Annotated in this window: 18 protein-coding genes and 1 pseudogene; 9 read left to right on the forward strand and 10 right to left on the reverse strand. The window is 66.7% G+C overall.

Annotation, left to right across the window (positions count from 1 at the left end; all coding sequences use genetic code 11):
* The first annotated feature begins 87 nt into the window (after window positions 1-87).
* Together Q7W82_RS01750 and Q7W82_RS01755 are read left to right on the forward strand one after the other, a co-directional pair.
* A complete protein-coding gene (locus Q7W82_RS01750; protein ID WP_242159145.1) occupies window positions 88-1710 on the forward strand; it encodes a SulP family inorganic anion transporter in 1623 nt (540 codons plus the stop codon).
* Between the two features lie 169 nt (window positions 1711-1879).
* A complete protein-coding gene (locus tag Q7W82_RS01755) occupies window positions 1880-2401 on the forward strand; it encodes a cupin (RefSeq protein ID WP_242159144.1) in 522 nt (173 codons plus the stop codon).
* A 2-nt stretch (window positions 2402-2403) separates the two neighbouring features.
* Here Q7W82_RS01755 and Q7W82_RS01760 read toward each other — a convergent pair whose 3' ends face one another.
* Window positions 2404-3576: a putative peptide maturation dehydrogenase gene (locus Q7W82_RS01760; protein ID WP_242159143.1), complete on the reverse strand. Its 1173-nt coding sequence runs from the start codon at window positions 3574-3576 to the stop codon at window positions 2404-2406.
* 118 nt (window positions 3577-3694) lie between these two features.
* Between Q7W82_RS01760 and Q7W82_RS01765 the strand changes: the two genes are divergently transcribed.
* Window positions 3695-4012: an NHLP-related RiPP peptide gene (locus Q7W82_RS01765; protein ID WP_160946842.1), complete on the forward strand. Its 318-nt coding sequence runs from the start codon at window positions 3695-3697 to the stop codon at window positions 4010-4012.
* Here the strand turns inward: Q7W82_RS01765 and Q7W82_RS01770 are convergent.
* The 4 genes from Q7W82_RS01770 to aceB form a co-directional block, all read right to left on the reverse strand.
* Window positions 3995-6523, reverse strand: a complete 2529-nt coding sequence (locus Q7W82_RS01770) for a putative peptide modification system cyclase (protein ID WP_242159142.1) — start codon at window positions 6521-6523, stop codon at window positions 3995-3997. The two genes, Q7W82_RS01765 and Q7W82_RS01770, sit on opposite strands and share 18 nt — an antisense overlap.
* A gap of 28 nt (window positions 6524-6551) precedes the next feature.
* Window positions 6552-7595 (reverse strand): GGDEF domain-containing protein, encoded by a 1044-nt coding sequence (locus Q7W82_RS01775; protein ID WP_242159141.1) that lies wholly within the window; start codon window positions 7593-7595, stop codon window positions 6552-6554.
* Between the two features lie 233 nt (window positions 7596-7828).
* Window positions 7829-9124, reverse strand: coding sequence for an isocitrate lyase (gene aceA / locus Q7W82_RS01780; protein ID WP_010343745.1), 1296 nt, complete (start codon window positions 9122-9124; stop codon window positions 7829-7831).
* Between the two features lie 143 nt (window positions 9125-9267).
* Window positions 9268-10911, reverse strand: coding sequence for a malate synthase A (aceB, locus tag Q7W82_RS01785; RefSeq protein ID WP_242159140.1), 1644 nt, complete (start codon window positions 10909-10911; stop codon window positions 9268-9270).
* 108 nt (window positions 10912-11019) lie between these two features.
* Here aceB and Q7W82_RS01790 point away from each other — a divergent pair, with 108 nt between their 5' ends.
* Entirely contained in the window at window positions 11020-11988 is a 969-nt protein-coding gene (locus tag Q7W82_RS01790; protein WP_242159276.1) for a LysR family transcriptional regulator, read from the forward strand.
* A gap of 36 nt (window positions 11989-12024) precedes the next feature.
* Here the strand turns inward: Q7W82_RS01790 and Q7W82_RS01795 are convergent, their stop codons facing one another.
* Window positions 12025-12942, reverse strand: coding sequence for a LysR family transcriptional regulator (locus Q7W82_RS01795; RefSeq protein ID WP_242159139.1), 918 nt, complete (start codon window positions 12940-12942; stop codon window positions 12025-12027).
* 92 nt (window positions 12943-13034) lie between these two features.
* Here Q7W82_RS01795 and Q7W82_RS01800 point away from each other — a divergent pair, with 92 nt between their 5' ends.
* The 3 genes from Q7W82_RS01800 to Q7W82_RS01810 all read left to right on the forward strand — a co-directional run bounded on the left by Q7W82_RS01800 (window position 13035) and on the right by Q7W82_RS01810 (window position 15208).
* Complete coding sequence (locus Q7W82_RS01800; protein WP_242159138.1) at window positions 13035-13952, forward strand: alpha/beta fold hydrolase; 918 nt, start codon at window positions 13035-13037, stop codon at window positions 13950-13952.
* Between the two features lie 112 nt (window positions 13953-14064).
* Complete coding sequence (locus Q7W82_RS01805) at window positions 14065-14787, forward strand: helix-turn-helix domain-containing protein (protein ID WP_242159137.1); 723 nt, start codon at window positions 14065-14067, stop codon at window positions 14785-14787.
* Between the two features lie 70 nt (window positions 14788-14857).
* Window positions 14858-15208, forward strand: coding sequence for a VOC family protein (locus tag Q7W82_RS01810; protein ID WP_242159136.1), 351 nt, complete (start codon window positions 14858-14860; stop codon window positions 15206-15208).
* Window positions 15209-15241: 33 nt separating this feature from the next.
* Here the strand turns inward: Q7W82_RS01810 and Q7W82_RS01815 are convergent, their stop codons facing one another.
* Window positions 15242-15874 (reverse strand): TetR/AcrR family transcriptional regulator, encoded by a 633-nt coding sequence (locus Q7W82_RS01815; protein ID WP_242159135.1) that lies wholly within the window; start codon window positions 15872-15874, stop codon window positions 15242-15244.
* A 92-nt stretch (window positions 15875-15966) separates the two neighbouring features.
* On the opposite strand from Q7W82_RS01815, the gene Q7W82_RS01820 reads away from it, so the two are divergent.
* Window positions 15967-17019, forward strand: coding sequence for an MBL fold metallo-hydrolase (locus Q7W82_RS01820; protein WP_242159134.1), 1053 nt, complete (start codon window positions 15967-15969; stop codon window positions 17017-17019).
* A complete protein-coding gene (locus tag Q7W82_RS01825; protein WP_242159133.1) occupies window positions 17016-17945 on the forward strand; it encodes an SDR family oxidoreductase in 930 nt (309 codons plus the stop codon). Before Q7W82_RS01820 ends, Q7W82_RS01825 begins: the two co-directional genes overlap by 4 nt.
* Before the next feature lie 125 nt (window positions 17946-18070).
* Here Q7W82_RS01825 and Q7W82_RS01830 read toward each other — a convergent pair.
* The 3 genes and pseudogenes from Q7W82_RS01830 to dcp all read right to left on the reverse strand — a co-directional run.
* Window positions 18071-18219: pseudogene (locus Q7W82_RS01830) on the reverse strand (S26 family signal peptidase); the annotation flags it as partial.
* A 17-nt stretch (window positions 18220-18236) separates the two neighbouring features.
* Window positions 18237-18668, reverse strand: coding sequence for a hypothetical protein (locus Q7W82_RS01835; RefSeq protein ID WP_242159132.1), 432 nt, complete (start codon window positions 18666-18668; stop codon window positions 18237-18239).
* 777 nt (window positions 18669-19445) lie between these two features.
* Entirely contained in the window at window positions 19446-21605 is a 2160-nt protein-coding gene (gene dcp, locus Q7W82_RS01840) for a peptidyl-dipeptidase Dcp (protein ID WP_242159131.1), read from the reverse strand.
* Between the last annotated feature and the right edge of the window lie 126 nt (window positions 21606-21731).

The raw sequence follows: 21731 nt of genomic DNA on the forward strand, positions 1-21731 counted from the left end.
CCCTCGACGGCAGGCCGCAGGCTGTTGGTTTTCCACTGCATACAGCACGCACGGCCCTGCGACAGGGCGGTGTCAGGAGCGTTTACCTTGAAGCTTTCCCCTTCCCTGCGCCAATCCTGGTGCGGCAATCTCCGTGGCGACGTCCTCGCCGGCCTGGTCGTGGCACTGGCGCTGATTCCCGAGGCGATCGCGTTCTCGATCATCGCCGGGGTCGACCCCAAGATCGGCCTGTACGCCGCCTTCTGCATCTGCGTGACCATCGCCTTCGCCGGTGGACGTCCCGGCATGATCTCCGCCGCCACCGGCGCGATGGCGTTGCTGATGATCGGCCTGGTCAAGCAGCACGGCCTGCCCTACCTGCTGGCGGCCACGCTGCTGACCGGCGTGCTGCAGATCCTGGCCGGGCTGTTCAAGCTCGGTGCGCTGATGCGCTTCGTCTCGCGCTCGGTGATCACCGGCTTCGTCAACGCCCTGGCGATCCTGATCTTCATGGCGCAACTGCCTGAACTGATCGGCGTGCCGGCGCCGGTGTATCCGCTGGTGGCGCTGGGCTTGCTGCTGATCTACGGCCTGCCCTGGCTGTCGCGTCGCAGCTTCCCCGGCATCGGCCTGTGGCTGCTGGTGCTGGGCGCGGCATTGACGGCGGGCAGCATGGCGCCGTGGACGCTGCTGCCGGTGGCCGTGGGTGGCGCGGTGGCGTTGGTGCTCGGGCACCGCTGGACGCGCGGCCTGGCCGTGCCGCCACCGTTGGTGACGATCGTGCTGCTGACCGGGCTGGCGCTGTACTTCGGTATCCACGTGCCCACCGTCGGCGACAAGGGGCAACTGCCCGATCGCCTGCCCACTCTGCTGCTGCCGGCGGTGCCGTGGACGCTGGAGACGCTGCGGATCGTGTTCCCGGTATCGGCGACGATGGCGGTGGTCGGCCTGCTCGAGTCGATGATGACCGCGCAGATCGTCGACGACATGACCGACACGCCCAGCGACAAGAACCGCGAGTGCGTGGGCCAGGGCGTGGCCAACATCGTCAGCGGCTTGTTCGGCGGCATGGCCGGCTGCGCGATGATCGGGCAGTCGGTGATCAACGTGAAGTCCGGCGGGCGCGGCCGCCTGTCCGCGCTGGTCGCCGGCAGCGTGCTGTTGCTGCTGGTGGTGTTTGCCGGCGCCTGGGTGCGGCAGATCCCGATGGCTGCGCTGGTGGCGGTGATGATCATGGTCTCGGTCGGCACCTTCAGCTGGCGCTCGCTGGCGCAGTTGCGCACCCACCCGGCCAGCTCCAGCGTGGTGATGCTCGGCACCGTCGCGGTGACCGTGGCCACCCACGATCTGGCGCGCGGCGTCCTCACCGGCGTGCTGCTGTCGGCGCTGTTCTTCGCCCGCAAGGTCGGGCGCATGCTGCAGATCGACCGCAGCGAAGACGCGGACGGCGGCCACACCTATCGCGTTCGCGGACAGCTGTTCTTCGCCTCGGCCGGCAGCTTCGCCGGCGCCTTCGACTTCGCCCATGCGCCAGCGCGGGTCACCCTGGATCTGAGCCATGCGCATGTCTGGGACATCAGCGCCATCGGCGCGCTGGACCAGGTGGTGCTGAAATTCCGCCGCCACGGTGCCCAGGTCCACGTGGTGGGACTGAACCCGGGCAGTGCGGCGATGGTCGGTCGGCTGGGCACCCATCATCGGGGCGACGTGGAGCGCGTGCCTCTGCACTGAGGCATGGCCGGGACAGTCGACGCTGCGGCGACACCGCGCAGCGCATCGACCACAACGCGATCCGCGGGTGACCGCGCGATCGCCGCCGCGCTCGCCTTCCCACGGTGACACGGTAACGACATCGGCCGATTAGCATCGAACGGCTAACGGCCATGCAGGAGATCCGCCGATGTCACTGGACCACTGGCAACTGCCGCCACACGGTTGGGTACCCAACCACCCGTTCCTGCCGGTGCTGCACTACCGGCAGTCTGCCGGCGCCCTGGACGCCGACGGGTTCGAACGCCGCTTCGCGGCGCACGGCTGGCCGCCGCAATGGCGCGACGGCATCTACGACTATCACCACTACCATTCCACCGCGCACGAGGTGCTGGGCGTCGCCTGCGGCAGCGCCCGCGTGCTGCTCGGCGGCCCGGGCGGCATCGAGGTTGCGCTCGCGGCCGGCGACGCCCTGCTGCTGCCGGCCGGTACCGGCCATTGCCGGCTATCGGCCAGCGCCGACTTCCTGGTGGTCGGCGCTTATCCCGACGGGCAGGACTGGGATATCTGCCGGGAACCGCCCAGCGCCGAGAGGCTGCAACGGATCGCCAACGTGCCGTTTCCGCAGAGCGATCCGCTGCTCGGGGCGGAGGGGCCGTTGCTGACGTATTGGCAGAAGCAGGCAGATCCGCAAACTGGTCGCCATGGCTAAGCTTACCGCTGGCCCGACCACACCTCATTGAGGGGGTCAAACTCTGTCGTCACCATCGATTTCGACCTCCAACCAAAGCCGCAGATGGCGAGCGGCCCCTCCAGCAAAGGGTCGAGACCAAAGGCATTCTCAATATTGACGTCGTTTATGGCCGACGTGACAAAAGCACCGAGCCCGAGTTGGGTAGCACTTGAATAAATCGCCTGAGAGATATGGCCGACGTCGAGCGTCACCGCTCGGTAGGCTTTCGAATGAAGCCGGTACTTCCAAAAGCTACGCGCATAGCGCGGGGCCAGAATGAGTTGCACATGCGCATCCGCAAACCAATGCTGGCCCGCCAACATCTTCCTCGCCAAGTCAGCCAAACCGGCCGACGGGACAGAAATCAGTTCCAAGGCATGGTTCACGGGGTGATAATGATAGAGACCGGGCGCAATGCCCTCCACCCGTTGGACTACCAGATATACCTCTGTCGGATGCAGTCCACCGGCCGAAGGAACATTCTTTTTTAGAAACGCCGTATCGTCCTGTAGGCGGACAACGGATTGCGCCATTACCACTCGCTGCATCATTCGCGAAAAGAGATCGACCGGAAGATGTCGCTCTTGATCGAAATTTCTGCACGTCGTCCTCGACGCCATCAGCTTTTCGTACTCGTCGACCGCGAGCCTGGGGAGCTCAATATCGTCTCCCAAGCGCGATCTTGAGATGACCTCGGGAGGCGGCGGACCGAGTTTGTCGCGCAGCTCAGGCGCCGTGGTCAACTTGTTGGCCTCCATGGAAGCAACGCTATCAAGATCCTTCCAGCGACAAAACTTGTGTAGCATCGCCGCTGCAGGCCACCAATACGCCGAGCGCACAGTGTCATCGCGCTCGCGCATTGCGCTGTGCGCGCTTGTATCGCCTATCAGTAGACCTTTTTCCAAAAGTCCATCAATTAAGCTTACGCCGTACCCAACAACGGATGCCATGTCGATCCAGTTGCTTGGGCTGACAGCGCCCAAGACCTCCCGCTCGCCCTGATCCACTTCGACCTCATCGTCCAGATGAGGAGCCAGCGCGAGCCAACGGGTTTGACGACTAAGGCCAGCTGCGCCAGCAAGCAGTGACATCAAGTCGAAGCCAACCGATTCCCTTGGCTCAAAAAATACAACTCCGCAGCGACGCAGCTTCATACCATCCTCATTGCAACCTCGGGGCTAAACTTTACCGGCTTTCTGCCGATATGCACTCCGTTGCACCGCAAACCTGGTCAAATCCAAGCCCTAATCTCACAATCAGAGCAAACTGGTCATGGCAAATAATCAGCCCCCGCACCCCTCTCCCCTGGATCCGGTTAGTGCAGCAGCGCTACTTGACGCTCTTATTAACGACGACGCCTTCCGCGCCGCATTCCAAAGCGACCCTGTCGCTGCACTCGCGTCCATCGGCATCATTTTGGACGCCGATGCCGACACAAGCTGCCTGGAAGTCGGAATAATGGCATCCAAGGAGGAGCTGATCGCTGCAAGAGAGCAACTTCTGTCCTACCTCGTTTCCGACACGGCGTTCCACAACCCGCATTGCTTCGAAGCAAACAAGGTTGAAAACTACCTAAAGACGAGCAGTTGACCGATCGAGGTTCAGCCCCTTAATTCTTCGCATTGCTGCAGCAGCATCTGCGACATTAAGGGGCTGAAAAATAGAGCTACCCGCAACTTCCGCGTACCCCTGCCCACGGGCGGCCGCGATCGCACGATCCTGCGCAAGAACCGCCTCAGAATCTCCAATACGATCCAATGCATCTCTCATGACAATCCTGGACTGGAACAGCTCTTTTCCATTCATTTGCGATTGAAGCAAAGTGACGGCCAATCGGGGATTTCCCTCTTGCAACAGTTGCTTTGCCCTGATCAGACCAGCCATTCTGCTGGCTGTCGCATCGCTAGAACGCTCAGCCATGCGAACGAGGCCTTGCAATTCATTTGGAAGCTTTTTTAGACCGGCACGTTGCAGAAGATACACTGAAGCAAGTGCCAAGGCCGCGTAGTCAGACCTTTCAACACTTGGCTTTGCAGATACACTTTTTGATAGCTCGCTCGCGCACTTTAGAAGCTCACTCTGCAAATCGGCATCTTGCATTTCCGTTGCGCGCAAAGACAAGGCGATCAACTTGAAGTCATGGTACAGCAGTTCAGACTCTGGCTTGGCCTGCTTGGCCTCCTGATCCGCCAGGGACGCGGCTTCCACCAGATTGCCGCTCTGAGCAAGAACGGCAATGCGTGTAATGATGTCCGCCGGCCTAGCTTGATACCCGTTCCCTTCCACACGATGATCGATGAGACGTTGAGCCGCCAGAAGATCGCCGGATGCAGCCAGTGCGAGCGCGCTTCCCAGACCAGGGGATGCGCCGAACTCCTCCTCTGATTGTCGAAAGTACTCGAAGGACTCTTGGTATCTGCCCTGCGCAAGCTCCGCTCTCGCCAATTGATCGAGGGCATAGCCTCGTAGTGGATTGTTTGCCACGACAGCCGATTTCAAATATTTAATGGCCTCTGGATAGTCGCCATTCTCCATTGAAATCCAGGCGTAATTAGCAGCGCCCGCATAATAATCGGGATACAGCTGCGCCAGGAGCTTCCACCTGCGTGCGGGATCATCTCCCTTCTGTGGAAAGTATTGAGATTTCCACGCCAAGAGATAGAGCTGATCTCGCTTTGGGAGCCGTTCCAAGTGGTTCAATGCCGCAGAAAGGTGCGATTCGGCTAACGCGGGTGCAGCACGGCTCACATATATCCGCATGATAGCGGCATGAGCCAGGGCAAAATCTTTGTCCAGCTCCAAAGCCCGATTAAAATATTCAAGCGCCGAGTCGTTTTCTTTTCGGGCGTAGGCCTCGACACCCAGTGAGTACGCTCGCAGCGCATCGATGCTGGCGGTGGTGACCTGCGGCAAGGGCTGTGCGCTCTGGGCAATGGAATCCATGGCTTCGCCCAACTGGTCGCGCAACTGGGCGGTGACGTCGTCGATCGACGCCAAGGCTGAATCCAACCCTTTTCCGTCTTTCGACAGCGCGAGGACCGTTGCACCGCTTGTAGGATCGACGACGTCGACGCTTACCCTCAATCGCCCCCCTACCTCAGCGACCGTCGGCAAGAGGACGGCTTTTGCTCCGTCGCGCTGAGCAATTTCCGACGCGGTGGCGCGATCAATGCGACTGTCGGGGCTACGCTGCATCCGCACCAAGGTGTCCCGTACCTTGAGGTCACTCAGCAGATTCACGTAACGGGACTGTTCAAGGCTGATCCGGAACGCTTGGTCCAGCGATTCGTCGAGTACCTGATTGCCAGTGAGATTCCGCAAATCCCCCACCACCACCCAGTCGCGTTCGGCGAAGGCGATGGCCGGCTGCGGGCGGGTGACGAACCAGGCGCCGACCGCGAACGCGGCGATCAGCGCGGCTTCCGCCGCCAGCGCCGCCGGCCGGCGCCACAGCGGGATGTCGCGCCAGGCCTTGGGGGTGGGCTTGGGCGCGCGCAGCGGGGTGTGGCCGATCTCGCCGACTTCGTAGATCTCCAGCGGGGTGGGCACGCCCTTGAAGCGCCAGCGGCCGTGCGACTTCCACAGCAGGCGTTCGCCGCGCTCGCCCAGTTCGCGCGCGGCGCGGTGGGTCAGCGATTCGGCCACCGCCGAGAGCAGGATCTGCCCGGGCCGGGCCAGGGTCATCAGCCGCGCCGCGGTCGGCTTGGCCAGGCCTTCCACTTCCAGCGGCTTGGCGCCCACCTGCACCGCGGCGTCGCTGTTGCGCCAGGTCAGCACCTCGCCGACGTGCAGGCCGGCGCGCACCTTCAGGTCGAGCTTGCGCTGCGCGCCCAGGTCGCGCAGGCCGCGGCTGTAGTCCAGGGCGAAGCCGAGGCCGTCGATGGGCCGTTCGAACAGCAGCAACAGGCCGTCGGAACGGTCGATCAGGCGGCCGCGCCAGCGTTGCTGCAGCTCCAGCACCAGCGAGTCGTGCCGCTTGAACAGCTCGGCCGCGTTGGCGTCGCCGAGCTTTTCCACCAGCGCCACCGAGTCGCACAGGTCGGTCAGCAGCAGGGTGCGGAGCTGCGGGACCTCGGGCGGCGGTGCGGGGGCGTCGGTCATGGCGGCGGCTCGGCGGGGGCGCGGTGGCTCAGCAGTTGGCGGAGGCGAGGTCGTGCCAGTACAGCCGGTTGCCGCCCTGGCGTTTGGCCTCGTACAACGCCGCATCGGCGTTGGCGTACCAGTCGTTCCAGTCCGAATGCGGGTCGACCCGGCTGATGCCGATGCTGACCGGGCAGATGTGCGGCGCCGGGTGCGGCACGCCCAGCAGGTTCTGCACGGTGGCGAGCACGAACTCGCCGATCCGGCGCAGGTCCTCGACGTTGCCGGCGGCCACCAGCAGGCAGAACTCGTCGCCGCCCAGGCGGCAGGCGATATCGTCCGGCCCGGCCACCGAACGCAGGATGTTGGCGACGTTCTGCAGCACGCGGTCGCCGACCAGGTGGCCGTGCGCATCGTTGATGTGCTTGAAGCGGTCGCAGTCGATCAGCAGCAGGCCCGGGCCGGGCGAGCGGCCGTCGCGGCGGCATTCCTGCAGGCGCAGGATCAGCCCGCGGCGGTTGTGCAGGCCGGTCAGTTCGTCGGTGCGCACCAGCTCTTCGGTCTGGGTCAGCTGGTGGGTGGTGGCGTAGAGGTTGTCCAGCGCCGCTTCCAGGTCGCGATTGCGCCGGCGCAGCTGGCGGATCAGGGTCTGCTCGTTCATCACCACGCGCACGATGGTGCGGCGGAGGAAGTAGGCGACCACGCCCGGGTCGCGCTCGACCAGGCGCTGGAAGTCGTCGTGGTCCAGTTCCACCAGCGCGCCGTCGCTGGCGGCGATGGCATCGGCGCTGCGCATGTGGTTGCCGATCAACAGGCCCAGTTCGCCGAAGAATTCGCCATGGCCGAGATGCTTCACCACCAGGTCCTCGCCGAAATCCAGATCGATCACGCCACTGGTGATCACGAACATGGCGCTGCCGCCGTCGCCGCGACGGAACAGCACGTCGCCGGCGCGCACCGTACGGGCGCGGCCGAATTCGGAAAACAGGCGCAATTCCGCCGCGGTCAGCACCGCCAGCTCGTTCGGCTTCGGAGAGACCGCAGCGTTGGAAATTGTGCCGCGTGCGGTGGATGCGGCGCTGTCGCAGCTCATCCGGCCCCCTCATGTGACGTCGCTGGCCCCTGTCGGGGGAGCATATCACCTACACGCGGCGCTCACGATACGTTTCACAGTCAATCTCGCGCCATGGAGAGACGCCAGCGCAAGCTGTCGCACGTGGTAGACACCGCCTCGCCCTTGGCACCAAACGCGCAAAAAAAGCCCGGGCGAACCCGGGCTTCCCACCTCCTGCCAGGGAGGGGCGATCGAAGGCGGCTGGCTGCAGGTCAGGCCGCTTTCTCGCCATGGAACTGTTCTTCCTCGGTCGAGCCGGTCAGCGCGGTGGTCGAGGACTGGCCCTGCTGGATCGCCTGGGTCACCGCATCGAAATAGCCGGTACCGACCTCGCGCTGGTGCTTGACCGCGGTGAAGCCACGGTCGGCGGCAGCGAACTCGGCCTCCTGCAGTTCGACGAAGGCGCTCATCTGCCGGCGCGCATAGCCGTGCGCCAGGTTGAACATCGAGTAGTTCAGCGCGTGGAAGCCGGCCAGGGTGATGAACTGGAACTTGTAGCCGTAGCTGGCGATCTCGCGCTGGAACTTGGCGATGGTGGCGTCGTCCAGGTTCTTCTTCCAGTTGAAGCTGGGCGAGCAGTTGTAGGCCAGCAGCTTGCCGGGGAACTTGGCATGGATGGCCTCGGCGAACTTGCGCGCGAACTCCAGGTCCGGCTTGCCGGTCTCGCACCAGATCAGGTCGGCGTAGGGCGCGTAGGCCAGGCCGCGGCTGATCGCCTGGTCCAGGCCCTTGCGGGTGCGGAAGAAGCCTTCGACGGTGCGCTCGCCGGTGGTGAACGGGCGGTCGTTGGGGTCGATGTCGCTGGTCACCAGGTCGGCGGCCTCGGCATCGGTGCGCGCCACCAGCAGGGTCGGCACGCCCATCACGTCGGCGGCCAAACGCGCGGCGTTCAATTTCTCGATCGCCTCGCGGGTCGGCACCAGCACCTTGCCGCCCATGTGCCCGCACTTCTTCACCGAGGCCAACTGGTCCTCGAAGTGCACGCCGGCGGCGCCGGCCTCGATCATCGCCTTCATCAGCTCGAAGGCGTTGAGCACACCGCCGAAGCCGGCCTCGGCGTCGGCCACGATCGGCTGCAGGAAGTCGATCTCGTCCTTGCCCTCGGCGTGGTGCAACTGGTCGGCGCGCAGCAGCGTGTTGTTGATGCGCTTGACCACCGCCGGCACCGAGTCGGCCGGGTACAGCGACTGATCCGGGTACATCTGCCCGGCCAGGTTGGCGTCGGCGGCCACCTGCCAGCCGGACAGGTAGATGGCGTTGAGCCCGGCCTTGACCTGCTGCATCGCCTGGTTGCCGGTCAGCGCGCCCAGCGCGTTGACGAAGTCTTTCTCATGCAGGTACTTCCACAGCTTCTCGGCGCCGAGCCGGGCCAGCGAATGCTCCACGTGCACCGTGCCGCGCAGGCGCACCACGTCGGCGGCGGTGTAGTTGCGGGTGATCCCGGCCCAGCGCGGATCGGTGTCCCAGTCGCGCTGGATCTGTTCGGCGGTCTGCAGCGTGGTGCTCATCTGGCGTTCTCCTCGAAAATGGATGCAGCGATGAAACGGTGGGGTGTCGCTGGATTCAGGGTTTGGCCGGCATGGAAGGAGTCAGGCGCAGGGACATCGCTTCCACGATTCCCCATTCCCGACTCCCCATTCCCGGCGTCACATCAATCAATCAACTGATAGGCCGGCAAGGTCAGGAAGTCGGCCAGTTCTTCGTCGCGCGTCAGCCGGTCGAGCAGCGCGATGGCCTCGTCCACGCGCGCCCCGCCCGGCAGCAGCGCGCGCTCGCCCAGCCGCGCCGGCAGCTGCCGCAGGCAGGCGTCGAACAGGGCGAAGTCGATGGCGGTGCCGTCGTCCAGGTGCAGGCCGCCCACATGCAGCCACTGCCACAGCTGGCTGCGGCTGATCTCGGCGGTGGCGGCGTCCTCCATCAGGTGGTGGATCGGCACGCAGCCGTTGCCGTCCAGCCACGCCGCCAGGTAGCGCACGCACACTTCGATGTTGCCCTCGAAGCCGGCGCGGGTGATGGTGCCGGCGGACGGGGCGATCAGCGTGTCGCGGTCGGCCTGCACGTCCTCGCGGCGCACCGCGTGCTGGTTCGGCGTGCGCATGTGCTCGTCGAACACCGCGCGGGCGATCGGGATCAGCGCCGGGTGCGCCACCCAGGTGCCGTCGTGGCCGGCGGTGACTTCGCGCAGCTTGTCCGCGCGCACCCGCGCCATCGCCTGCTCGTTGGCCGCCTCGTCGTGGCTGATCGGGATCTGCGCGGCCATGCCGCCCATCGCGTGCGCGCCGCGGCGGTGGCAGGTGCGGATCAGCAGTTCCGAGTAGGCCTTCAGGAACGGCTGGGTCATGGTCACCTGGCCGCGCTCGGGCAGCACCCGGTCCGGATGCCGGCGGAAGGTCTTCAGGTAGGAAAAGATGTAGTCCCAGCGGCCGCAGTTCAGACCGACGATGCGCCCGCGCAGCGCGTGCAGGATCTCGTCCATCTCGAACACCGCCGGCAGCGTCTCGATCAGCACGGTGACCTTGATCTGGCCCTGCGGCAGGCCGAGCATGTCCTCGATGTGGGCCAGCGCGGTTTCCCACAGCGCCGCTTCCTCCATCGACTGCAGCTTGGGCAGGTACAGGTACGGGCCGCGGTCCTTGGCCTGCAGCGCGCGGCCGTTGTGGAAGGCGAACAGCGCCGCGTCGAACAGGCCGCCGGCCAGCGGCTGGCCGTCGACCAGCACGTGCTTCTCGTCCAGGTGCCAGCCGCGCGGGCGCACGATCAGCACCGCCTGTTCCTCATAGGGGCGCAGCGCGTAGCGCTTGCCCGGGGTGCCGTCGCGCGCGGCCGGCGCAGTGAAGGTCAGGGTCCCGGCGACCGCCTCGGCCAGCGCGCGCTGGCCGGCGACCAGGTTGCGCCAGGTCGGCGCGGTCGAGTCCTCGAAGTCGGCCATGTACACCTTGGCGCCGGAGTTCAGCGCGTTGATGACCATCTTCGGATCGGTCGGGCCGGTGATCTCGACCCGGCGGTCCTGCAGCGCCTCGGGCAGCGGCGCCACCTGCCAGTCGCCCTCGCGGATCGCCCGGGTGTCGTCACGGAAGTCCGGCAGGCCGCCAGCGTCGAAGAAGGCCTGGCGCTCGCGCCGCGCCGCCAGCCGCGCCTGGCGCTCCGGCTCGATCGCCCGGTGCAGCGACACCAGCAGGCCCAGCAGCGGCGGCGGCAGCAGGGCGTCCTGGCCGGCCAGCGAGGCGGTGAGCGCGATGCCCGGCGTGGAACGCGTGGACGGGTCGGGAACGGCAGCGAAAGCGGGGGCGGACATGTGGGGATTCCTCGATGTTTCCGGGGCTCCACCGTGCTTCCATGGCATGTATTTGACAAAGCAGTTTTGTCAATGCTTTATATAAGTAAGACTTATATCCGTCACGTCATGGCCACGGGCAGCGCTGCAACCCCGCGATTTCCCTACAAATCCGACCGGCTCAAACCGCTGCGCGCGTTCTGCCAGACGGTGCGCCTGGGCGCGGTATCGCGCGCCGCGGAGGCCTTGTTCGTCAGCCAGCCGGCGGTGACCCTGCAGTTGCAGGCGCTGGAACGGGAGCTGGGGGTGGTGCTGTTCGAGCGCAGCGGCCGCCGCCTGGTGCCCAGCCGCGAGGGCCAGTTGCTGTACGAGATGGCACAGCCGCTGGTGGAGAGCCTGGACCGGCTGGAGGCGGACTTCCGCGAGAAGGCGCGCGGGCTGGACGCCGGCGAGCTCAACGTCGCCGCCAACAGTTCCACCATCCTCTATCTGCTGCCGAAGATCGTGGAGGCCTTCCGCGCCCGCCACCCGCAGGTGCGGCTGACCCTGCACAACGCGATCAGCGCCGACGGCACCGACCTGCTGCGCGAGGACGCGGTGGACCTGGCGGTCGGCTCCATGCTCGACGTGCCGGCCGACCTCAGCTACGCCCCGGTGTACCGGTTCGAACAGCTGCTGATCGCCCCGCACGACCATCCGCTGGCACGCAAGCCGACGCTGACCCTGGAGGACCTGTCGCCGTACCCGCTGATCCTGCCGCCGCGGCGCCAGGTCACCTACCGCCTGGTCGACCTGGTGTTCCAGCAAGCGCGCGTGCCCTACACCGTCGCGCTGGAAGTGGGGGGCTGGGAGGTGATCAAGCAGTACGTGGCGATGGGCATGGGCGTGTCCATCGTCAGCTCGATCTGCCTCACCGACGCCGACCGCGCGCGCCTGGCCACCCGCGCGCTGGGCGATTACTTCCCGGCGCGCAGCTACGGCGTAGTGGTGCGCAAGGGCAAGTACCTGTCGCCGCAGGCGCGCGCCTTCATCGAACTGATCCAGCCGGACCTGTTCACCCCGCGCGGCTACGACGAGAGCGGGCCGTCGGAGCGCTGAGCGCGGCGGCGCACGCCGTCGCTCGCATGGCGCCGCTCAGCCAGGGCGATCCCAGTGCGGCGGCTGGCCGATCGCCTGCCGCAGCACATGCGCCAATCGCGCCACCCGCGCCGGCAGCGGCGTCTGGCTCGGCACCAGCCACAGCCATTGCTGCGGCCCGGACGGCAATGCCGCCTCGTGGAACAGCGCACGCAAGCGATGCCGGCGCAGGTCCTCGCCGACCAGCCAGGTCGGCAGGCAGGCCACGCCCAGGCCATCCAGCGCGGCCAGGCGCAGGGTTTCCAGATCGTCGCAGCGCAGCCGCCGCGCGGGCAGCGCCGCGTCCGCGCCGAGCACATGCCGCCAACTGATGACCGTGTCGTCGTGGCGCTTGTCCAGCAACGCGTGCGTGGCCAGCGCCGGCAAGCGCTCGACCGGCCCGGCGCCATGCAGGTAGGCGGGACTGGCGCAGACCACCCGCCGCAACGGGGCCAGCCGCAGCGCGCCGGCCGGCGCCGGATCCGGGCCGAGCCGGATCACCGCATCCAGGCGCCGGCGCAGCGGGATGTCGAACCGCTCCACCAGGTCCAGGTCGACGTGCAACTGCGGGTGCCGCCGCGACAGCGCCGCCAGCAACGGCATCAGTTGCGTGCGGCCGAACGACGGCAGGCAGCTCAGGCGCAAGGTGCCTGCCACCTCGCCCTGCAGCTGCGCCAGTTCCGCGCGCGTCTCGGCCAGGCCGCCGAGCAGCGCGGCGGCACGCGCCTGCAGCACGCGTCCGGCCTCGGTAAGGCTCAGGCTGCGGCTGGAACGGATCAGTACCTGCGTGCCCAGCGCCTTTTCCAGCGCATCCAGGCTGCGGCTGAGCGAGGACGTGGCGACGCCGCGATGACGCGCCGCGGCCGACAGGCTGCCCGCCTCGACCACGTCCAGGAACGCCTGCAACTGGCCGAACATCCGTTCGAAATCGTGCATCGTTGCAGTTTACGCAATGCCGGATTGCAGCGGTGCGCGTGCATGGTGAGTGCCCCGCCGCGGCACCGCGGCCCTGCACAGGAGCCTGTCCCATGCATTCCCATTCCCGCGCCGACACCGCCTTCGACGCCGACGGCGTCACCCTGCGCGGCTGGCTGTACCGGCCCACACCAACCACCGCCACGCCCGCGCCGATCGTGGTGATGGCGCACGGCTGGTCGCTGGTCAAGGAGGCGTACCTGGATCGCTATGCCGAGGTATTCGCCGCCGCCGGCCTGGCCGTGCTGGTGTACGACCACCGCGGCTTCGGCGACAGCGACGGCACCCCGCGGCAGGAGATCGATCCCTGGCGCCAGATCGAGGATTGCCGCCACGCCATCACCTATGCCGGCAGCCTGGACGGCATCGACCCGATGCGCCTCGGCGTGTGGGGCACCAGCTACAGCGGCGCGCACGCCATGCAGGTCGCGGCCACCGATCGGCGGGTCAAGGCGGTGGTCGCGCAGGTGCCCGGCCTGGCCGGCTATCGCAACGGGCTGCGCCGCGGCAGCTACGAGCGAGCCGAGGCCCTGCAGGCGGCGTTCGCCGCGGATCGCCTGGCGGTGCTGCGCGGGGGCGAGCCGGCACGCAAGGCCGTGGTCGGTGCCACCGACGCGATCTTTCCCAGCGACGACGCGCGCGCCTTCTTCGAGGGCGCCGGTGCGATCGCACCGAACTGGCGCAACTGGACCACCCTGCGCTCGGCGGAGTGGAGCCGCGGCTACGAGCCGGCGATCTTCGCCGCGGCGATCAGCCCGACGCCGTTGCTGATGATCGTCGCCGACCGCGACTACATCTCCGGCACCGACTTCCAACTGCAAGCCTACGCGCAGGCACTGGAACCGAAGCAGTTGCTGATGCTGCGCGGTGGCCACTTCGTGCCCTACGTCGAACAGTTCGAGACCTCCAGCGGCGCCGCACGCGACTGGTTCGTCGCGCACCTGGCGCCGGCGCCACGCAGCGGCGTCTGATCCGCCGGCGCGGCGGCGGTGCTGGTGCAGCGCGCGTCGCGCCGGCACGGCCATGCCTGCGCGACGACGCGGCCTGCTACCGTGGCGGCTGCTCCCGTCGCCTTGCCGCCGCATGTCCCTGCCCTCCCGCTATGCCGAATGCGATGCGCCAGTGGCGCTGCGCGACCGGGTGCGCTGCAGTTGGCGGTTCCGCCAGGGCGAAGCAGAGGCAGCGCCGGCGCAGGTGCTGCCCGATGGCTGCGTCGACCTGATCTGGAACGTCCGCACCTTGTTCGTGGCCGGGCCGGACCGCCGCGCCAGCGACGCCACGCTGGCGCCGGGCATGGTGCTGACCGGTGTACGCCTCGCGGCCGGGGCCGGCGCCAGCCTACTCGGCGTGCCGCTGCATGCCGTCGCCAACCAGCGCGTGCCGCTGGACGCGCTGTGGGGTATCCGCGGCCGCGACTGGCAGGCGCGGCTGGAGGATGCCGCCGACCCACTGGCGACCTTGCACGCCCTCTGCGCGAGCCGGCCGCTGCACCGAGACCACGCGATGGCCTGGCTGTTCGCGCAACTCGCCGGCGCGACGCCGCCGCGGCTGTCCGTGCTGACCGGCACACTGGGCGTCAGCGAACGCACGCTGCGCCGGCGCAGCCACGAGGCATTCGGCTACGGCCCCAAGACCCTGGAGCGCATCCTGCGCCTGCAACGCTTCCTGGGCCTGGCCCGCCAGCATCCCAGCCTGACCGCGGCGGCGCTCGAGGCCGGCTATGGCGACGCGCCGCATCTGGTGCGCGACAGCCGGCAACTGACCGGGCTCAGCCCAAGCGAACTGGTGCAACGGCACGCGCGCTGAGTTGACCGTTTTCGCCAAGCCGGCGCCGCCCGGATGAAGGACACTGCCGGCTCTTCCACAGGAGCCGCCCATGTCCCGCGCCGAGCAGCATCACCGCATCGACTATCTGGAATTCGCCGTCGCCTCGATCGCCGCGGCCAAGGCCTTCTACGGCCAGGCCTTCGACTGGACCTTCCAGGACTACGGCCCGGACTACTGCGAATTCCGCGACGGCCGCCTGAGCGGCGGCTTCTTCCACGGCACCGCCCAGCCCGGCGGCGCCCTGGTGGTGCTGTACTCCCACGATCTCGCCGCCACCCAGGCCCGCATCGAGGCCGCTGGCGGCCGCATCGTGCGCCCCGCGTTCGACTTCCCCGGCGGGCGCCGTTTCCACTTCGCCGACCGCGACGGCTACGAACTGGCGGTGTGGTGCGAGGGCTGATGCCCGCTGCGCACGCGCGGTGACGCGGACGGGCTAGTCCGGATCCCGCGCGTAATGCCCCAGGAACATGTCCGTCGCCGACGCGGCGACCTGGGCCTGCTGCTCAGGGCTGAGCGGCGGCTGGCCCATGCTCAACTGCGGCCAGAACGCGAAGCCCTTGATCAGCGCATGCAACTGCTGCGCGGCGAACTCGGGCTGCAGCGGCTTGAGCCGCCCGTCGGCCAGGGCCGCGCGCAACCACACCAGCGTGCCCTCCTCCTTGCTGCCCAGGCGCGCGACCAGCTCGCGCGCGCGCTCGGGCGCGCGCAGGCCCTCGACCATCGCCATCCGCGACAGGCCGAGAAAGGCGGGATCGTCGAACATCTGCAGCTTCTGCTGCAGCAACTGCATCAACTGCGCGCGCAGCGGCTGCTGCGGGTCGTAAGGCACGCCAACGGTGTCCAGGCTGCGCTGCCAGAGCTGCAGCAGGATCGCGTCGAACAGCGCGTCCTTGCTGGGGAAATGGTTGTAGACGGTGCGCTTGGACACGCCGGCGCTGGCCGCGATGCGGTCCATGCTGGTGGCCTCGAAGCCATGGCCATGGAACTCGGCGATCGCCGCCTCCAGGATCGCCTGGCGCTTGCGCTCGGTCAGCCGTGCCGATGCGGGCGTGGAAAGAGAAGCCATGTTCGGATGTTACACCGGCCAGTTTACTTTCACGAAAAGGAAACTACACTGTGTAGTGTAATTCTCGCGCTCGTCTTCCAAGGATTGCTGCCATGTCCGCGTCCGCTTCCTCGCTATCCCCTGTTCCGCCCTCGTATCGGGAGTCGCCGCAGTACCGCCACGGCCGCTTCCGCAACGCCACCCCGGGCACCAGCGGCGCGCCCGGCCTGGCTGGAACCCTGCGGATCCTGTGGCATCTGTTGACCCGCAAGTCGCCCGAGGCGGTGCCCGCGCAGCCGCTGCCGGTGCTGCCGCTGACCGCCGCCCAGCTGCTGGCGGCGCCCGACCGCAGCCTGTACCGGCTCGGCCATTCCACGGTGCTGCTCAAGCTGCGCGAGCGCTTGTGGCTGACCGACCCGGTGTTCTCCGAACGCGCCTCGCCGTTTCCGTTCGCCGGCCCGCGCCGCTTCCACGCACCGCCGATCGCGCTGGACGCGTTGCCGCCGATCGCCGGGGTGATCCTCTCGCACGATCACTACGACCACCTGGACCGGGCCAGCATCCGCCGCCTGGCCGAGCGCGTCGGGACCTTCGTGACGCCGCTGGGCGTGGGTGACCTGCTGCAGCGCTGGGGCGTGGCCGCGGACAAGATCCGGCAACTGGACTGGTGGCAGTCGACCACGGTGGACGGGGTGACGCTGACCGCCACCCCGGCGCAGCATTTCTCCGGGCGCGGCATGTTCGACCGCGGGCGCCGGCTGTGGTGCTCGTGGGCGATCGAGACGCGGGAACTGAAGCTGTTCTTCAGCGGCGACGGCGGCTACTCCGCAGGCTTCAAGGCGATTGGCGAGCGGCTGGGGCCCTTCGATGTGAGCCTGATCGAGAACGGCGCCTACGACGTGGACTGGCCGCACGTGCACATGCAGCCGGAGCAGACCCTGCAGGCGCACCTGGACATCGGGGGACGCACGCTGCTGCCGATCCATAACGGCACCTTCGACCTGGCCATGCACGCCTGGCACGAACCCTTCGAACGCCTCGCGGCGCTGGCCGATGCCGCCGGCGTGGCACTGGCCACACCACGCATGGGCGAGCGCGTCGACCTGACGCAGCCGGCAAGCGGCGAGCGTTGGTGGCGCGCACTGGCGCAGGCGGTGGCGCCATGAGCCGCTGGACCCTGGCCGACCTGCCGGCGCAGCGCGACAAGATCGCGATCGTCACCGGCGCCAGCCCCGGCGGCCTCGGCTATGAGACCGCGCTGGCGCTGGCCGGCGCGGGCGCCAGCGTGGTGCTGGCCGCCCGCAACCCTGGCAAGGCCGAGACTGCGCGGCTGGCGATCCTGGCCGCACATCCGGCGGCCGACGTGCGCGTGGAAGCCCTGGACCTGGCGCAGCTCGCGTCGGTGGCCGCCTTCGCCGAGCGCATCGCGGCGCGCTCCCCGCGGCTGGATCTGCTGATCAACAACGCCGGCGTGATGGCACCGCCGCAGCGGCAGACCACCGCCGACGGCCTGGAACTGCAGTTCGGCAGCAACTACCTCGGCCACTTCGCACTGACCGCGCGGCTGCTGCCGCTGCTGCGCGCCGCGCCGGAAGCACGCGTGGTGAACCTCTCGAGCCTGGCGCATCGCCAAGGCCGCGTCGACTTCGACGACCTGCAATGCGAACGTCCCTACCGGCCGTGGAAGGCCTATGGGCAATCCAAGCTGGCGATGCTGATGTTTTCGCTGGAACTGCAGCGGCGCAGCGATGCGCAGGGCTGGGGCGTGCGCGCGCTCGCCGCGCATCCCGGCATTGCACAGACCGCGCTGATCGCCAATGGCCCGGCGGTCGACGGGCGCCGCACCGCGATCGGCACAGCGACCCAGTGGCTGGCCCCCTGGATCACCCATTCCGCCGCCGCCGGTGCGCTGCCCACGCTCTACGCCGCCACCTCGCCAAACACCCAGCCCGGCGGGTACTACGGGCCCGACGGCCCGTTCGAGCTGAAAGGCGACCCGGCCCCGGCCAGGATCGCCCGGCAGGCGCGCGACCCGCAGGTGGCCGCGCGGCTGTGGGAGGCGGCGTGCACGCTGGCGGGCGTGGCGTTCTGACTGCACAGCGGCGCCAGCAGGGTGCCTCCGTAGAAGCGGCTTCAGCCGCGACGGGCATTCCTTGTAACGCCCGTCGCGGCTGAAGCCGCTCCTACGGAGCATGTTCCCTCGTCGTTAGCCGCGCCCTACAGCCGCGCCCACTCGAATCCCTCACCACGGCGGTAAAACACCGCCAGCGCCTTGCCATAGACGCTGTCGGCATCGACGAAGCCGAAATAGCGGCCATCGAAACGCCGCGATGATCGCCCATGACCAGCAGCTTGCCGGGCGGTACGCGCACCCATCGCAGTGTCAGCCCCCCGCCCCTGTTATGCCCCCCAAGTCAGCAGCAACGACTCGTTCCAATTCCGCAATGGCGGGCTTCACGCTGGGATGCCGCTGCACCCAAACATCCCCCAGATGCTGTCTAACGTTCTTCCCACCCAACATGTCTCTTAATTTTTCAGAGCTCCTACATTGCAGGATTTCGTGCGCAGCATTCATAACATCTTCCGAGAAATCCGCATTTTTCTCACCAAGCTCCTCGCCCCATTCCTTTTGAATGGCAGAGATAAGCTTGCCCGCGGCCCGCTGAAATTCTGTTTTCTTAGCCACTTTGTCGGACAACCCCGCGATCCCATACCACTCCCACCAGCGAATCGACCTCGTTTCTTTACAGTCACCAAAAAGCAAAACGACAGCAATGATGCGGCGACTAATTCTCACCACGAGACCTATATGCATACAATCGCGCCATCACGAAATATCCCAAATCAGCCAACTCCTTTTCGTCAAAAGACAGGCTATCGAACTCATCGACGGAAATATCCCTGTTCGTCACATGCTCTTTTTTCTTCCAAATCTCGCCGAATGTTCCGTCACTTACAGCATCATCTAACTACACGCGAAGTGAGTCATCATTATCAAAAATTGAAATCAATAACGCGCGACGCTTTTTAAAATTATTTGAATTATCCATTACATTCTCCAAGGTGACAAAGGTGCGTCAATCCCCTCGTCGCGCCCGCTCAAGCAGTTTCCATAGCGAAGCATTTCCTGGTGTTCACATATTGCGTAGGAGGACCTTCCTCCGCGTTGTCCGAGAGCTTTGCACGTCACCAGATCTCGCTGCAGATTTTCTTCACAAACGTTTTCTCTATCCTGGGGTTCATCCGGACACATTGCATTGCCGATGGCATGCCCGGTGACACCACCAACGATGGAGTCAATCGCTCCTCCAGCAGGACTAACGGCCATTGCTCCACCTGCTGCACATGCCGCGGCGCCAGGACCTGCTGGGGCACATACAAATCCACCGCCAATCGCCCCAGCTACACCGCCGCCGTAGTAACCAACAGCCCCTCCGCAGATAGCACCAGTAGTCGTATAGCTAGCCACGCACGCTTGATCCTTCGGGAAGCGAACGGCTGCATTAGCAAACGCACACTCAACACCCCAACAAAAAACGGGATGGCCGCAAGGCCATCCCGTTCTCGATCACCATGACCGGCGCAGCGCCGATCAGTTCTTCAAACCACGGTTTTCCAGCAGCGGCTCGACGCTGGGGTCCTTGCCGCGGAAGTCGCGGTACAGGGTGGCCAGGTCGACGGTGTTGCCGCGCGAGAGGATCTTGTCGCGGAAGATGTCGCCGTTGGCGCGGGTCAGGCCGCCGTGTTCCTTGAACCACTGGAACGCGTCGTCGTCGAGCACTTCTGACCAGAAGTAGGCGTAGTAGCCGGCCGAATAGCCGCCGCCCCAGATGTGGTCGAAATAGGTGGTGCGGTAGCGCGGCGGCACTTCCGGCAGGTCCACCTTGTACTTCTTCAGCGAGTCGGCCTCGTACTTGTCCACGTCCTGCAGCGGCGCGTCGGCCGGCAGGGTGTGCCAGGCCAGGTCGAGCAGCGCCGCCGACAGGTACTCGGTGGTGGCGTAGCCCTGGTTGAAGGTGCGCGACTTCTTGATCTTCTCCACCAGCTCGGCCGGCATCGCTTCACCGGTCTGGTAGTGCTTGGCGTAGTGCGCGAACACCTTCGGATCCGACGCCCAGTGCTCGTTGAACTGCGAGGGGAACTCGACGAAGTCGCGCGAGGTGGCGGTGCCGGCCAGCGTCGGGTACTTCACGTTGGAGAACATGCCGTGCAGCGCATGGCCGAACTCGTGGAACATGGTAGTGACGTCGTCGAAGCTCAGCAGCGCCGGCTGGCCCGGGGCGGGCTTGGTGAAGTTGCAGACGTTGTAGACCACCGGCTTGGTGCCGGTCAGGCCGTTCTGGCCGACGAACTCGTCCATCCAGGCGCCGCCGGACTTGCTGTCGCGCTTGAAGTAGTCGGTGTAGAACAGCGCCAGCGACTTGCCGTCCTTGTCGAACACTTCATAGACCTTCATCCCGTCGTGGTAGGTGGGGATGTCGGTGCGTTCCTTGAAGGTGAGGCCGTACAGCTGGTTGGCGGCGTAGAAGACGCCGTTCTGCAGCACGTTGTCCAGTTCGAAGTACGGCTTGATCTGCGCTTCGTCGAGGTCGTACTTGGCCTTGCGCACCTGCTCGGCGTAGAAGTCCCAGTCGGCGGCGGTGAGCTTGAAGCCGCCCTTCTGGGCGTCGATCACCTTCTGCATCTCGGCCGCTTCGCTGCGCGCCTTGGCGGTGGCGGCGGGCACGGTGTCGGTGAGCAGCTTCAGCGCCGCGGCCGGGGTCTTGGCCATCTGGTCGCTGAGGCTGTAGGCGGCGTAGCTGTCGAAGCCGAGCAGCTTGGCCTTCTGCGCGCGCAGCTGCGCCAGGCGCTGCACGGTCTGGCGGGTGTCGTTGGCGTCGCCCTTCTCGGCGCGCGACTGCGAAGCGGCCATCACCTGCTGGCGCAGGTCGCGGTCCTTCAGCGAGGCCAGCACCGGCTGCTGGGTGGTGTTCTGCAGGGCCAGCAGGTACTTGCCGTCGAGCTTGCGCGCGGTGGCGTCCTGCGCGGCCGAGGCGATGTCGCCGTCGGACATGCCGTCGAGCTTGGCCTTGTCGTCCACCACCACGGCGCCGGCGGCGGTGGCCGCGACCAGCTTGGTGTGGAACTGCGTGGCCAGGGTGGTCTCTTCGACGTTGAGCTTGCGCAGGGTGGCCTTGTCGGCGTCGGACAGCTGCGCGCCGGCGCGCACGAACTCCTGGTATTCGTACTCGACCAGGCGCTTCTGCTCCGGGTCCAGGGTCAGCGTGTCGCGCTGGTCGTACAGGCTCTTGATGCGCGCGAACAGCTTGGGATCCAGGCTGATCTCGTCCTGGTGCGCGGCCAGCTTAGGCGCGATCTCTTCCTGGATCTTCTGGCGGGCATCGTTGGTGTCGGCCTGCACCAGGCCAAAGAAGATGCGCGACACGCGGGTCAGGGTCTCGCCGCTGCGCTCCATCGCTTCGAGGGTGTTGGCGAAGGTGGCCGGCTCGGGGTTGTCGGCGATCTTGCGGATCTCGGCCAGGTGCTGCTTCATGCCTTCTTCGAACGCCGGCAGGTAGTCGCTGTCCTTGATCTTGTCGAACGGCGGCGCCTGGAACGGCAGCGTGCTGGGGGTCAGCAGCGGGTTGGCGGCGGCGGCGGGCTGCGCGGCGGCCGGAGCAGCGGGGGCGGCGGGCACGGGGGTGGACTCCTTACCGGAACAGGCGGCCAGCGCCAAGCTGATGGCAGCGGCCAGAACGACGTTACGCGACATGAGGTGGAACTCCTGAGAGGACCTGGGGCCAAGACAGCCGTGCACGTTACCGGGTTTGGATGGCAGCGGCATGTGCCATTGGCTCGGCCCGGCGCGGCAGCCAGCCGGCGTACAGATCGCCGGGCG

Source organism: Xanthomonas indica (assembly GCF_040529045.1).
In the GTDB taxonomy this organism is placed as follows: Bacteria; Pseudomonadota; Gammaproteobacteria; order Xanthomonadales; family Xanthomonadaceae; genus Xanthomonas_A; species Xanthomonas_A indica.